This window comes from Wolbachia endosymbiont (group B) of Silvanus unidentatus, from assembly GCF_964028615.1.
Lineage (GTDB): Bacteria > Pseudomonadota > Alphaproteobacteria > Rickettsiales > Anaplasmataceae > Wolbachia.
This window is the reverse complement of the sequence record NZ_OZ034795.1, coordinates 812,182-826,279: the sequence shown is the minus strand read 5'-3', so window position 1 is coordinate 826,279 and position 14,098 is coordinate 812,182. Positions and strand designations below refer to the sequence as shown.

Genomic DNA, 14,098 nt, shown 5'->3' with positions numbered 1-14,098 from the left:
TAACATCATACTTTAATGGATTGGTTATTGATTTCAGTATTGTCAGCAATTTTCTTCTTGTTGATCTTATCGTTTTTGTTTTCAGGAGCAGAAATAGGGTTAACCTCAATTAGCCGCTCCCGAGTTAATAAACTAAAGCTAGATGGCAATAAAAGAGCTAAGATAATAGACCGCTTGTTGAATACAAAAGAATTAACAATAGGAACAATATTACTGTGCAATACAATTATTAACATTACTTGTTCCGCTTTATTTACAGCAATATTTATACATTTCTTTGAAAGTGAAGGCATCTTTCTTTCAACATTCATGATGACGTTTTGTATTTTGCTATTTTGTGAAGTTTTACCAAAAACTTACGCCATGCAAAATCCTGAAAAATTTACATTGCTTTCTTCTTATTTTATGCTGTTTTTTGTCAAGATTCTTTCTCCATTGACATTAGGCATTCAGTTTATTGTCAATCTCATTCTGAAGTTATGTGGGCTTCATAAGAATAGGGAGGTAATATCTGCAGCAGATGCAATGCGTAACATGATTACTCTTCATCGCAGTGAAGGAACTATGTTACAACAGGATTTAGATATGCTAAGTAGTATACTTGATTTGGCTGAGACAGAAATATCACAGATTATGACTCACAGGAGAAGCTTATTTTCTCTTGATATAGATCGAAACAAAGAGGATTTAATAAGAGAGATTTTAACCAGTAGCCATAGCAGAGTACCTTTATGGCAAAAAGAACCAGATAATATTGTTGGAGTGGTTCACGTGAAAAATCTAATAAATGCCTTGCGTGAAAAGGATAATAAAATAGAGATTGCCAAAGTTATGTCAAAGCCTTGGTTTATACCAGAAAGTACGCCACTCAGTGTACAACTTCACAACTTCCGTAAAAACAGGAAACACCTTGCATTTGTTATTGATGAGTATGGAGCACTACAGGGAATCGTAACTCTTGAGGATATACTGGAAGAAATAGTTGGAGAAATTTCAGATGAACATGATTTGATCACAGAGAATTTTATAAAAAAGATATCCGATAATATGTATCACATAGAAGGAAAATCTACTATTAGGGATATTAATAGACAGTTACATTGGGATCTTCCTGATGAAGAAGCTACAACTCTAGCAGGTATGATTGTAAACGAGATAGAGCGCATTCCTGAAGAAAATGAAGAGTTTTCCATGTACGGTTTTTACTTTAAGATTTTAAAAAAAGATAAAAATATTATTACTATGATTGAAGTACAAGTAAAAACTGATAATACTGTAGTAGCAATTAATTAGTTGGGTTCTATGGAAGATACAGTAAAAATAACGGCTGAAGATTTGAAGAGCTATATAGAGAGAATCGAAAAACTTGAACAAGAAAAGAGGGATGTGCAAGATCACATTCGTGATGTATATGCAAAAGCTGCAGATGAAGGTTGGGATATAAAAGTGATGAAACAGATTATTAGGCTAAGAAAGATGGATGATGATGACAGGGAGGAACAGGAAATATTACTTGATACCTACAAACGTGCATTGGGAATGAATTACGAAGGTGAATAGTAGGATTGTAATTGGAATAAGTGGAGCATCTGGTTCTATTTACGGTGTACGGATTCTAGAGGCACTAAAAAATACCAATCATGAAACTCATTTAGTGATCAGCAGTGCTGGAAAAATAACTATAGCTCATGAGATTAAAGAAAAACTTGAAGATATTATATCGCTTGCAGATTTTTACTATTCTGAGGAAAAAATAGGAGAAAAAATAGCAAGCGGCTCGTTTAAAACCTCAGGTATGGTTATTGCTCCATGTTCTATGAAAACAATGTCTGAAATAGCATCGGGGGTGACTTCCAATCTATTAACAAGGGCTGCAGATGTAACTCTAAAAGAAAGAAGAAAATTAGTTCTTATGGTGCGAGAATCTCCACTACATCTTGGACATCTACGAAATATCTTAAAACTAACGGAGATGGGAGCAATTATTGCTCCGCCGATGCCTGCTTTTTATATTAAACCAAAATCTTTGGATGATATTGTAAATCATTCTGTTGGTAAAGTATTGAATTTATTTGATATTGCATTACCTGACTTCAAGGAGTGGCAAGGAAATGTCAATTATTATTAACGGTAAAAAAATAGCAAATGATCTCTGTGAGGAGCTATCAAAAAAAATTGATATTTTAAAGAAAGAGTATAATGTTTTTCCTTGTCTTAAAGTAATTCTTGTGGGTAGCAATCCAGCAAGTCAGGTCTACGTTCGTAATAAACAAAGAAAAGCAGAATTAATAGGCATAAGTTCTGAAACTATTGTTTTGCCTGATAGTATCTCAGAAGACGAATTGATTGAAAAAGTTAATACATTAAATGAAGATTCATCTGTGCATGGAATTTTAGTGCAGTTACCTTTACCAAAGCACATCAGTGCAAGCAGAATAATTAATACAGTAAGTGTTGAAAAAGATGTAGATGGCTTTCATGATGAAAATGTTGGCAGGTTAGTTAAAGGTGAAAAAAATTGTCTGATACCTTGTACTCCCAAAGGTTCTTTGCATTTAATTAAGTCAGTTGAAAATAATCTGTCCGGTAAAAATGCGGTAATCATTGGCAGATCAAATATTGTGGGTAAGCCAATGTTTCACCTATTGTTGCAAGAAAATTGCACTGTTACCATCTTGCATTCACAAAGTAGGGATTTAGCTGATTATTGCTCTAAGGCGGATATAGTAGTTGCAGCAGTTGGAAAGCCAAATTTTGTTCAATCAGATTGGATAAAAAAAGGTGCAATAGTGATTGATGTTGGCATAAATAGCATTAACATAGGAAGTCAAAGTAAGCTTGTGGGTGATGTTGACTTTGAGGGAGTAAAAGAAAAAGTCAAAGCTATTACTCCAGTGCCTGGTGGAGTTGGCCCGATGACAATAGCATTTCTTATGATCAACACTTTAGTTGCTGCTTGCTTACAGAAGGGAGTTGATCCTTCTGATTTTATTGCTTAAGGTTTAGCTTAATGTTAGCATAAACAGAATACCTTTGCAAATAGCACATATATAGCACCAAGCATACAACTGTGTATAGGGATTCAAAGTGTTCATAGCTTAAAAATTATAACGTATACCTACTTCTATGATTGCATCTGGTTTTTTCATCGGTGGTTTAAAGCCACTTAATTGACCGCTTGCAGCAATAGCAACTGTGCCAATTATCTGCGGAATAATTTCACAATCAACACCTAACTTTACTTTATAGGCAATAGTACCCAGTATTTTATCTAGTGTTTCATTTTGACCTGCGGCTGCGGCTACAGTTGCAGCTGAATTTGGAGTGTTAACTGCATTTGTATCCTCACCAAGACCAAAAGATGGCAATATTCGAATATATCCACCCAGTCCTATACTAGCATATAATTTAATGGGATCAATTTCAAGATCAGGATAGTAAAGGTAATTTGCCAATAAACTAGCTCCTACTTTTCTTTTTGCTTTATCAGTTATATCACTTATGTCAGCAAGAACCTCAAGTTCAAACTTAGAATTTTGGTTATGATGATAACCAAAAACAACGCTAGGTTTCAATTGAAAGCTTTCACCCCATCGAGTTCCAAAGTTTAAACCTACATAACCTACATAGTACTGATCTTCGTACTGATCTTCATATCGATCTTCGTATTGATCTTCACAATGATCTTTGTGTTGATCTTCATACTGATCTTTGTACTGGTCTTCATACCGATCTTTGTACTGATCTTCTAACTCACTTGTACCATTACTAGCTGTACTTGCTAAAGCAATCAACACAGCGAACACTTTCATCGTTCTCATATAATTCATACACATTACTTCCTTAAAACAGACTGGAATAAGTGTTCAAACATGCTAGCAGCAAGTTTTGAGCATTGCTTATGGTTACACCTAAACATGTACACAATGCCATCCAGCATTAAAAACTATAACGTACTCCTACTTCCAGCATAATATCCGGTACTGTCATTGCTTTTAAACCACTCAGTTGCCCGCCTACGGTTAAAGCAGCTGTACCAACTATCTGTGGAGCAACTTCATAATCAACACCAACCTTCAGTTTGTACGAAATAGCACCCAGTATTTTATCTAGTGTTTCACTTTGAGTATCAGCTGAACTTATAACTTCAGTTTTAGGGTTAGATTCTGCACTTTCAGGTTTAGGTGGTTTATTTTCAGCTGTACCAGAGCCAAAAGGTATTACTTGGAGATATCCACCTAAACCTCCACTGACATATAGTTTCACAGGATCAATGTCAACGTCAGGATAATAACGGTAATTAGCTAATAAACTAGCTCCCATTTTCTTATCTTCTGCACCAAACATATCACTTACGTCAGTGAGAATCTCAAGTTCAAACTTAGAGCTTTTATCATAATTATAACCAAAAACTAAGCCAGGTTTTATTTTTAAGCCAGCACCCCATCCACCACCAAAGTTTAAACCTGCGTAGTACTGCTCTTTTGCACTATTACTAGCTGCTTTATTACTAGCTGCACCTGCTAGAGATGAAGTGAGCAACACAGCTAAAACACACAATCCTTTTATTTTCATATAACTACCCATACAAAAAAATATATAATGCACAAGTATATATCCTTTATATTAAAAAAGATATAACCTCATATCAAAAAAAGTATACCTACGAAATTAGCGACATGCTACTCAAAATTTTTATATAACTATGTTTACTATCTTATTTGGTACAGCATATATAGTGCGAATTTTGCTTTGATCGATTTTGTTAGATACAGAATCTGTTGCTATTTTCTTCAATTTTTCTTGAGGTAAATCAGTTGCCACTTCAATGGTCGCACGTAACTTTCCATTGATCTGCACTGCTACAGTCACCATATTATCAATTAGTAGTGATTCATCAGCTTGTGGCCAAGGCTTTAGATATAGCATGCCTTCACCTCCTATTTCTTGCCATAAATTTTCAGCCAGGTGTGGCATGAATGGCTCAATTACTCTGATTAGTATGCATATACCTTCATCAATAAGAGATTTTCCAGTTTTTACGTCTATTTCAGCTATTAAATTTGTCATTTCACGAAACTTTGCTACCACACAGTTTAATCTGCAGTTTTCCAAGTCATCTGTAAGTCCGTGTAAGAGTTTGTGGATTTTTTTTCTGTACTCTAGGAGTTTACCTACAATGTTTTCATTATCATAGTGTATGTTTACGGTCCTAAGTTGCACTACCATACGCCACAATTTATTTATGTAGCGAAAACAACCTTCCACTCCATCATCAGACCATTCCATATCTTTTTCCGGAGGAGTGTCAGATAATACAAACAAACGAGCAGTATCAGCACCGTATTTTTCTATGATAAAGTTTGGGTCAACTGTATTCTTCTTTGACTTACTCATCTTTTCGACTTTTCCAACTTGGATCTTAGCACCCTTCGCAATCAACTCTTTTGCTTCTTCGGGAAAGAGCCATTTGCCATTCTCATCTTTATAAGTTATATGGCAGACCATTCCTTGAGTGATTAAAGTAGAGAAAGGCTCTTTAACGTCAAAATAGCCACATTTAGTTAAAGCACGGCAGAAAAACCTTGAGTAAAGCAAATGTAGAATTGCATGTTCTATTCCACCTATGTAATAATCAACAGGCATAAAACGATTACAAGTATCTTTATTAATCGATTTATTTTCACTGCAAAATGCAGCAAAATACCAAGAAGATTCAAAAAAAGTGTCAAATGTATCAGTTTCACGTTCTGCTTGCTTTCCGCACTTTGGACAATCAACAAATTTCCAGGTTGGGTGCTTATCCAGGGGATTACCACCACTTGTAAATTCTACATCCGTTGGTAGAACAACAGGGAGGTCTTTTTCTGGAACTGGAACAATTCCACAATCTTTACAATGTATAATAGGTATAGGACATCCCCAATAACGTTGCCTTGAAATTCCCCAATCGTGTAGACGATAGTTTATTGTTTTCTTACCTATTCCTTTTTCTTCAAGTTTTTTTATGATTACTTTTTTTGCCTCATTAATCATTAGTCCGTTTAAGAATTCAGAATTGAACATCACTCCATCACCGAAGTACGGTTCTTTTAAGATCTCTGTGCTCTCTTCACAAACTACAGGAATAATCGGTAAACCATACTTCTGTGCAAATTCAAAATCACGCTGATCATGTGCAGGGCAACCAAAAATCGCACCTTCTCCATACTCCATCAACACAAAATTCGCTATATAAAGTGGTAATTCTTTATCAAGAAATGGGTGTTTTACGTTTAATCCAGTGTAAATTCCTATTTTTTCATCATTCTCCCCCTTTGCCTTCATATTACCAATAAAGTCTCTTATTTCTTTGTCCTTAAGGTCTTGTACAATAGGGTGCTCTGCTCCTACTGCAAGAAAAGAAGCTCCAAATAAAGTATGAGGAGAAGTTGTAAAAATCTTTAACTTCTTATTCAAGCCAAATATTTCAAAATCTATAGTTGCCCCTTCAGATTTTCCTATCCAGCGCTCTTGCATAGTTTTGACTTTTTCTGGCCAATTTTTTAAACTTTGCAAACAATGAAGCAAATCTTCAGCAAAATCAGTAATCTTTAAAAACCATTGGAATAACTTACGTTTTTCAACAACTGCACCTGATCGCCATCCTTTTCCATCAACCACTTGCTCATTTGCAAGCACTGTTTGGTCCACTGGATCCCAATTAACCCACGACTCTTTTCGATAGGCAAGACCATGCTTTAAAAAATCCAGAAAAAATTTCTGTTCGTGTTTGTAATAATCAGGCTCACATGTGGAGAGCTCACGATCCCAATTGTATGAAAGACCTATAGATTTTAGCTGCGTGCGCATATTATCTATATTATCTTGTGTCCATGCTGCAGGGTTAATGTTATTGTCCCTTGCTGCATTTTCAGCTGGTAATCCAAACGCATCCCAGCCAATTGGGTGCAAAACCTCAAATCCACGAGCTCTCTTGTAACGTGCTATAACATCTCCTATTGCATAGTTACGCAGGTGCCCCATATGAATCTTACCAGATGGATATGGAAACATTTCCAACACGTAACATTTCTTCTTTTTACTATCTTTGCTTACAGAAAAATCCCACTTATTTTGGTAGAATTTTTCAACGTTTTTAAAATCATATTTCATAAATTCAATCACAGTTTATATGTACTAAAGGATCGACTGCTTGACCATTATGTCTTATTGTGAAACACATCTGCGGATCTTTATCTTGTGTGCTTGATTTACCTGCAGATCCAATTACTTGACCTTGTTTTACTTTATCACCAATTTCAACTTGTATGTTTTTTAAATAGGAGTACATAGTCATGTAATTATCTTTATGTTCCACTATAATTAAATTTCCGTACCACCTCAGGCCTTTGCCTACGTATATTACTTTGCCAGGTGCAGAAGCAATAACCTTTGTTCCACTTTGAGCAGTAATTTTTATGCCATCTTGACATATTTTATCAGAAGAGGTAACTGCACCTTTAACCGGTATTACAAATTTACACATGCTTTGTGCATTATTGTTATATACCTTATCTACAAAGGCTTTTCTACTTTCTTTTCGCAGCGAAGAATCAACATTTTCTTTAATCAAATTATACTCCCTTGTGTACTCTAGGTCTCTTTTCCCATAAAATTCTTCGCCTTTAAGTAGTACAGGTGCAGGTTTTTGCAGGCCACAGCTTATCAGTATTGCTGATAATATAAAGAACAAGGCTATACGACACATACACTTATCTCTAGATATATCAACTTTCACAAAACTTTATAGTGTTTTTCGTCTATTTATTACTTTCTTCATTTATTTTATCAGTCAAATAGTCTCTTAAATCGGTAAGTTCTTTCAACAAATTTCTTGAATAATGATCAATTCTTACATCGTTACCAAATTCCTTTTGTACTCCTTTTATTGTATATCCTTTGTCATATAGCATATATTTTATTTTCTTTATTGCCTCTATACACTTATGATCATATAGTCTTCTTCCCTTCCGTTTTATGGGTTTAATTTGATGGAATTGACTTTCCCAGAATCTTAAAACATGCTGCTCCAAATGTAGTTCTTCAGCTACTTCTCCAATTGTGTAAAATAATTTTTCCTTATTCATCGGTTGTTTATTAATTTCTTCATCATTTTTGAAGGTCTAAAAGAAATTGATTTTCTCGCTTTAATTACTACCCTTTCCGATGTCTTTGGTATATTTCCTGGTCTTTCTTTCTTGTTTTTAACCAAAAATGTTCCAAATGAAGATATTTTTACTATTCCATCCTTTGCTAAGCTCGTTTTTATCTCATCCAATATGTCATCTATTATTGCAATAGAGTCTTCTTTCGATAATCCAATTTCCTGGTTTATACATTCAGCTATTGTTGCCTTAGTTACTGTTGTGTCTTTTGTTGTCATAATTTATTACAGTATGTTAATATAATATAACAATCGACTCAAGATTCAGCTACTTTATTTTTATAGTATGTTTCTTTTGTAGCATAATTAAAAATACTAGCAAATGTTAACATTGCAAATATTGTGAAAAGCGCCATTTGATGATCTGAAAAAAGTGCTAAAATTGACACTAAAATTCCACTCATAACAAACATAAATCCATTGATAATGGATGATGATGTGCTAATATACTTCTGCTCAACAATCTCACTACCAACAGTAAAATTAAGCATATGTCCTCCTGCAAAAAAACCAAACATTAACATACAAAAGTATATAATATGAACTGTTAAATTACCGCATAGTAAAATAATAGCTGAAATACTTTGCAATGTGGCAAAAGCAGAGATTACGTGCCTTCTATTTTTAAATAGATTTGAGATTAGATCTGCAATTGGAGCACCAACTGCAAGACCAAGCCACAATATTGCAGTTGCCACACCTAACTCCATTGTATTGAGTTCTAAGTTGCTTAGTAACCTTGGTGCCCACAGCATATTAAGCGCTAAAAATGTTCCAAAAGTAATAGCACCCACTATTGAGGTTATCCAGATATCTCTTAATTTTAGCACTGTTAGTACAGAACATATTACTGTTTTTATAGAGCTCTTTATTGTGTATTCCCCCAAATTTTTTTTTGAAAGTCCTTTCGGATAAAAAAACATAAGTACGAATATCGATACGCCAAATAATATTACGCATACAATAAGATTTTTCCAATCTGCACCTTCGGCAAGCAAGCTAGAGAAGCACATTTGAATCATCAAAGCAGAAAGACTTGAAATTGTCTGCACTAGTGAGAACATCAGTCCAAATTGAGTAAGGGGAAAATATGTGCTACTTACATGAGCAGCGCCAACAAAACCAAACGATGCTCCAATTGCGATCAAAAATTGAGATAAAATTAAATGGGCAAAATTGTCACTCTTGATAAGGACAAAAAAACCAAAGAGCATGATTGACAATGAGAAAAAATAAATTTTTTTGCTGGAAAAAACATTAAACATTGCCCCACTAAAAAATTGTGAGATAGCAAAAGTCCAAGTATATGCTGAATTAGCTAGTGCAACTTGCGCAATCGTGAGCCCAAGTTCTTTTTCAAGATTCACGCTTATAAAGGTGTAGATTATCTGCATATTGCTGAATACAACAATCAAGTTACTGATTAGCCAAATGAACCAAGCTTTATTTTCCATAAGATTTTTTATAAATAGTCCATTGATAATAAACCTCTTTTAGGCTCTGATTATTGTTAAAACAGTTGCAATTATAGTATGATATAAAAGCTATGAAACAACAAATTTGTTGTGAGATTTAATTTGTTAGAGTCTGTACATAATCTCAAGAAAGAAATAAGTTCAACAATCATTACCTATAAGATAAAAGGTGAAAATCTGAAATTATCATGAACTGGCTCATTTTTCTGCCACTTAGATGATGTTTTTTCAAATTGTTGATAAATCAAAGTCAGTTTAGCTATTAATTATTCATCTTTTTTCTAATTATGCAGTGGATCTATTATTAAACCTTTCAATAATACTTTTTATTTTTGCTGCCTCTTCAAACTCTAAATTTTCAGCATGCTTCAACATTTGCTTTTTCAAACTATTTAGATCATCCTTGCTAAAATTCTCAATCACCACTTTTTCCTGTAAAGTATTTGATATAGGCTTTATTATAGTTTTTGGTACAATATTATGCAGTGTATTATGCTCTGTCTGTTTCTTTCTTCTCCTTTCAGTTTCTTTCAGTGCACGATCCATAGAATTAGTAATTTTGTCTGCATATAAAATTACTCTGCCTTCAACATTTCGTGCAGCACGACCTATCGTTTGAATGAGCGAAGTCTCTGATCGTAAAAACCCTTCTTTGTCAGCATCTAAAATTGCAACCAATCCACACTCGGGAATATCAAGACCTTCCCGCAACAAGTTAACGCCAACAAGAACATCTATTTCTTTAGATCTTAATTTGCATATAATTTCAATTCTTTCCAGTGCACCAATATCTGAATGTAGGTAAGTTACTTTCATACTGAGCTCACTCATATGCTCAGCTAGCTTTTCAGCCATTTTTTTTGTCAATGTGGTAATTAGAATACAAAATCCTTTTTTTATTGTTACTTGCGCCTCGTGAATCACATCATCAACCTGACTCTCTGTTGGTTTTATGGTGCAGATGGGATCTGTCAGTCCTGTTGGGCGGATAACTTGCTCTATAAATGCGTGATTAGTCTTTTCTAATTCATATTTTCCTGGAGTAGCCGAAACGTAAATAGTCTGTGGCCGTATTGCCTCCCACTCTTCCAATTTTAATGGACGGTTATCAAAAGCAGAAGGTAGCCTAAAACCATAATCTATCAATTTCTTTTTACGTGCTTCATTACCGCTATACATTGCACCTATCTGGGGAACGGTTACATGGCTTTCATCAACAAATAAAATTACATCTTTAGGTAAATACTCAAACAATGTAGGCGGTGGATCTCCGGCTTTCATTCCGTAAAGATAACGCGAATAATTTTCAATACCTTTACACACTCCCGTTGCCATCATCATTTCAATATCAAAATTAGTACGCTGCTCAAGGCGTTTTGCTTCAACAATTTTGTTCTGTGAATAGTAATAATCCAGGCGTTCATGTAGTTCTTTTTTAATCAATTGAACTGCTTGCAAAAGAGTCTCACGTGATGTAGTGTAATAGCTATTTGGAAAAATGGTGACTGTATCTATGCATCTGATAATATTGCTGTTCATGGCATCAATCTCAGAAATTTCCTCTATTTCATCACCAAACAATGATAAACGCCAAGCTTTATTTTCATAATAGGCAGGAAATATATCAATAATATCGCCGCGCACTCTGAAATATCCTCGCTCAAATCTGACATCAGAACGTTTATATTGGAGATTAACTAAATTATTCAGAAAGTCATTAACATGAATCTTATCTCCAGCACTTAAAGTCAAGGTCATGCTGAGATAGCTCTCAGGCGAACCAAGACCATATATACAAGAAACACTCGCAACTACAATCGTGTCCCTACGCTCCAAAAGAGAGCATATAGCAGAATAGCGTAGCATATCAATTCTTTCATTTATTAAAGAGTCTTTTTCAATATAAGTGTCTGTTTGTGGCGAATAAGCCTCAGGCTGATAATAATCATAATAAGAAATGAAGTATCCAACAGCATTGTGAGGGAAAAATCCTCTCATCTCCTCGTAAAGCTGCGCCGCTAAAGTTTTATTATGTGCCATAATTAATGCAGGCCTGTTTGTTCTTGCAATAACATTTGCCATAGTGAAGGTTTTTCCAGAACCAGTAACTCCAAGCAAAACCTGATCTCTTTTATTACTATTTAACCCTGCAACTAAGTTGTCTATTGCCTGTGGTTGATCTCCAGCTGGCTGAAAATGTGTAACTATTTGAAATTCCATACCTTTATATTTTCATAATGTATTTATTACTATACAATACATTTGCTAGTGTAAATAAGGTATGAAAGAATGAACATAAAAAACTCTATTTTTTCTTTTTATAGAGACTGCTCCAAATCCTGTTGTTGGTTAATACAAAAAACACCGTCAAAATTATAAAATATGTCACTATTTTTAGCCCAAGTTTATGTCGGCGCTCCAGTTCTGGCTCTGCTGCCCATTGTAAGAAATTTACCACATCATATGCCATATTTTCAACTGTGGCTTGCCTTGTACCATCATATTCTACCATTCCTTCAGAGAGTGGTGGGGCCATAGCTAACCTGCCTGTTGAAAAATATGGATTAAAATATAAACCGTTCTCATCATGTTCACCGTTTTGATAACCAATTAGTAGTGAATAGACATAATTTGCACCATCATGTCTTGCTTTGACAATTAATGATAAGTCCGGTGGAATTGCTCCATTGTTGCTTGCTGCAGCTGCTTCTTTTGTATCAAAAGGTGCAATAAAATAATCCGAAGACACTCCCGGCCTATCAAACATTTCACCCAAATCATTCGGACCATCTTTAACTTGGTAAGAGGCTGCAATTTGTTTTACATCCTCTTCAGAAAAACCAACATCTTGCAAATTACGAAACGCTATTCTATTCATTGAATGGCAAGCAGCACAGACTTCCTTGTATACTTTATAGCCACGCTGAATTGACTCTCTATCGAAAGATCCAGTAATTCCATCAAAACTCCAGTCGATTTTCTTATTTGGTAAAGGTTTAAACTCCTCTGCAGACAAAGAATTAGTGAGAAGTAATATACAAAATACAGCAACTTTAATCAACAGCATCACTTCATCTCCGGAACGGAATCGCTTATTGTTTTCGGTAATTTTTTTGGTTTCTCATACTTACTAAGTAAAGGTAAAACTATCACAAAATATGAAAAATAATAAAGAGTTGAGAGCCTACTTAAAGTAATGTAAGGCTCCTTAATTTCTTGTCCCCCAAGCCAGGCAAGAAATGCAAAATTTATTGCAAAAACCCAAAAAAATTTCTTAAATAATGGGCGATAAGCACCACTTTTAACCTTTGATTTATCAAGCCAAGGCAAAAGAAACCACACTAAAATAGATCCAAACATGGTAAGTACACCAATAAGTTTATTTGGAATTGAACGCAGCATCGCATAAAAAGGTAAGAAATACCACTCTGGCACTATATGTACTGGAGTTACCATAGGATCAGCCTCTATATAATTATCAGGATGCCCAAGATAATTAGGGGCATAAAAAACAAATGCAAATAAAATTATAAAAAATAAACCAAAAGTTATGCAGTCCTTTGCTATATAGTAAGGGTAAAAAGGAATGGTATCCTTATCTGACCTGACTTCTATTCCACTTGGATTATTAGAGCCAAACCTATGCAGAGCAACAACATGCAACATAGCTAAAGCGATAATAATGAAAGGCATAAGATAATGCAGCGCAAAAAAACGATTGAGCGTTGGATTATCAACAGAGAAACTTCCCCATAGCCATATAACTATTTTATCACCAATTAAAGGTATAGCCGAGAATAAAGTAGTTATAACTGTTGCACCCCAAAAACTCATTTGTCCCCATGGAAGAACATATCCCATAAAGGCAGTTGCCATCATTGCAAAAAATATAAATATGCCAATAAACCATACCATTTCTCGCGGTCTCTTATAAGATCCGTAATATAATCCACGCATGATATGAACATAGACCACCATAAAGAAGAGTGACGCCCCAACAGCATGAGTATAGCGTATTAGCCATCCGTAACTTACGTCACGCATTATACGCTCCACGCTATTAAACGCGTAATCAACATGCGGAGTATAGTGCATAGCAAGAAATATACCTGTTATTATTTGTAAAATCAGCGCTATACCAGCCAAAGAACCAAAATTCCAAGCATAATTTAAATTTTTTGGTACTTGATAAGAAGCAATATGTTTTAGAAAAGAAAATATAGGCAGTCTATATTCTATCCAACCTAATATACCTTTTTCTTCTATTATTTCTTTTTTGCTATCATTTTCCATAACGTAAAGTTTTTTTCATCTTAACTCATTACTTATTGTAACAACTTACTTACAACGCACAATAAAAAGTTTAATTTAAATAATAGATTTCACGAAAACAAGCACTCAAGTCTGAGTGCTTGTT

Annotated in this window: 14 protein-coding genes; 4 read left to right on the top strand and 10 right to left on the bottom strand. The window is 34.6% G+C overall.

Annotation, left to right across the window (positions count from 1 at the left end; translation table 11 throughout):
* Positions 1 to 15 precede the first annotated feature (15 nt).
* From ABWU65_RS03835 to folD, 4 genes are read left to right on the top strand one after another with little or no spacing between them, the layout of a single operon-like run.
* A complete protein-coding gene (locus ABWU65_RS03835; RefSeq protein WP_026097245.1) occupies positions 16 to 1,293 on the top strand; it encodes an HlyC/CorC family transporter in 1,278 nt (425 codons plus the stop codon).
* A 9-nt stretch (positions 1,294 to 1,302) separates the two neighbouring features.
* On the top strand, positions 1,303 to 1,560 hold the full coding sequence (locus ABWU65_RS03830) for a DUF2312 domain-containing protein (protein ID WP_006014634.1): 258 nt from the start codon (positions 1,303 to 1,305) through the stop codon (positions 1,558 to 1,560).
* Positions 1,553 to 2,128 carry a UbiX family flavin prenyltransferase gene (locus ABWU65_RS03825; protein ID WP_353280323.1) on the top strand — a complete coding sequence of 192 codons (576 nt, stop codon included), beginning with the start codon at positions 1,553 to 1,555 and terminating at the stop codon, positions 2,126 to 2,128. The genes ABWU65_RS03830 and ABWU65_RS03825 overlap by 8 nt, the downstream gene beginning before the upstream one ends.
* Positions 2,112 to 2,999, top strand: coding sequence for a bifunctional methylenetetrahydrofolate dehydrogenase/methenyltetrahydrofolate cyclohydrolase FolD (folD, locus tag ABWU65_RS03820; RefSeq protein WP_052264712.1), 888 nt, complete (start codon positions 2,112 to 2,114; stop codon positions 2,997 to 2,999). The genes ABWU65_RS03825 and folD overlap by 17 nt, the downstream gene beginning before the upstream one ends.
* Positions 3,000 to 3,098: 99 nt before the next feature.
* Here the strand turns inward: folD and ABWU65_RS03815 are convergent, their stop codons facing one another.
* The 10 genes from ABWU65_RS03815 to ABWU65_RS03770 all read right to left on the bottom strand — a co-directional run bounded on the left by ABWU65_RS03815 (position 3,099) and on the right by ABWU65_RS03770 (position 13,974).
* Positions 3,099 to 3,836, bottom strand: a complete 738-nt coding sequence (locus tag ABWU65_RS03815) for a hypothetical protein (protein WP_052264711.1) — start codon at positions 3,834 to 3,836, stop codon at positions 3,099 to 3,101.
* Between the two features lie 103 nt (positions 3,837 to 3,939).
* Positions 3,940 to 4,575: a hypothetical protein gene (locus ABWU65_RS03810; RefSeq protein ID WP_052264729.1), complete on the bottom strand. Its 636-nt coding sequence runs from the start codon at positions 4,573 to 4,575 to the stop codon at positions 3,940 to 3,942.
* A gap of 120 nt (positions 4,576 to 4,695) precedes the next feature.
* The gene (leuS, locus tag ABWU65_RS03805; RefSeq protein ID WP_265024871.1) at positions 4,696 to 7,155 is read right to left on the bottom strand and encodes a leucine--tRNA ligase; all 2,460 of its coding nucleotides are present in this window, start codon (positions 7,153 to 7,155) and stop codon (positions 4,696 to 4,698) included.
* A gap of 4 nt (positions 7,156 to 7,159) precedes the next feature.
* On the bottom strand, positions 7,160 to 7,750 hold the full coding sequence (locus tag ABWU65_RS03800; RefSeq protein WP_026097241.1) for a murein hydrolase activator EnvC family protein: 591 nt from the start codon (positions 7,748 to 7,750) through the stop codon (positions 7,160 to 7,162).
* 52 nt (positions 7,751 to 7,802) lie between these two features.
* Positions 7,803 to 8,129: a MerR family transcriptional regulator gene (locus tag ABWU65_RS03795; RefSeq protein ID WP_012481900.1), complete on the bottom strand. Its 327-nt coding sequence runs from the start codon at positions 8,127 to 8,129 to the stop codon at positions 7,803 to 7,805.
* Positions 8,126 to 8,425, bottom strand: coding sequence for an integration host factor subunit alpha (locus tag ABWU65_RS03790; RefSeq protein ID WP_007302154.1), 300 nt, complete (start codon positions 8,423 to 8,425; stop codon positions 8,126 to 8,128). Before ABWU65_RS03790 ends, ABWU65_RS03795 begins: the two co-directional genes overlap by 4 nt.
* Positions 8,426 to 8,463: 38 nt before the next feature.
* A complete protein-coding gene (locus tag ABWU65_RS03785; RefSeq protein WP_254229426.1) occupies positions 8,464 to 9,660 on the bottom strand; it encodes an MFS transporter in 1,197 nt (398 codons plus the stop codon).
* Positions 9,661 to 9,966: 306 nt separating this feature from the next.
* Positions 9,967 to 11,901 (bottom strand): excinuclease ABC subunit UvrB, encoded by a 1,935-nt coding sequence (uvrB, locus tag ABWU65_RS03780; protein ID WP_007302152.1) that lies wholly within the window; start codon positions 11,899 to 11,901, stop codon positions 9,967 to 9,969.
* 85 nt (positions 11,902 to 11,986) lie between these two features.
* Positions 11,987 to 12,748: a cytochrome c1 gene (locus tag ABWU65_RS03775; protein WP_353280322.1), complete on the bottom strand. Its 762-nt coding sequence runs from the start codon at positions 12,746 to 12,748 to the stop codon at positions 11,987 to 11,989.
* On the bottom strand, positions 12,748 to 13,974 hold the full coding sequence (locus ABWU65_RS03770) for a cytochrome b (protein ID WP_353280321.1): 1,227 nt from the start codon (positions 13,972 to 13,974) through the stop codon (positions 12,748 to 12,750). Before ABWU65_RS03770 ends, ABWU65_RS03775 begins: the two co-directional genes overlap by 1 nt.
* Between the last annotated feature and the right edge of the window lie 124 nt (positions 13,975 to 14,098).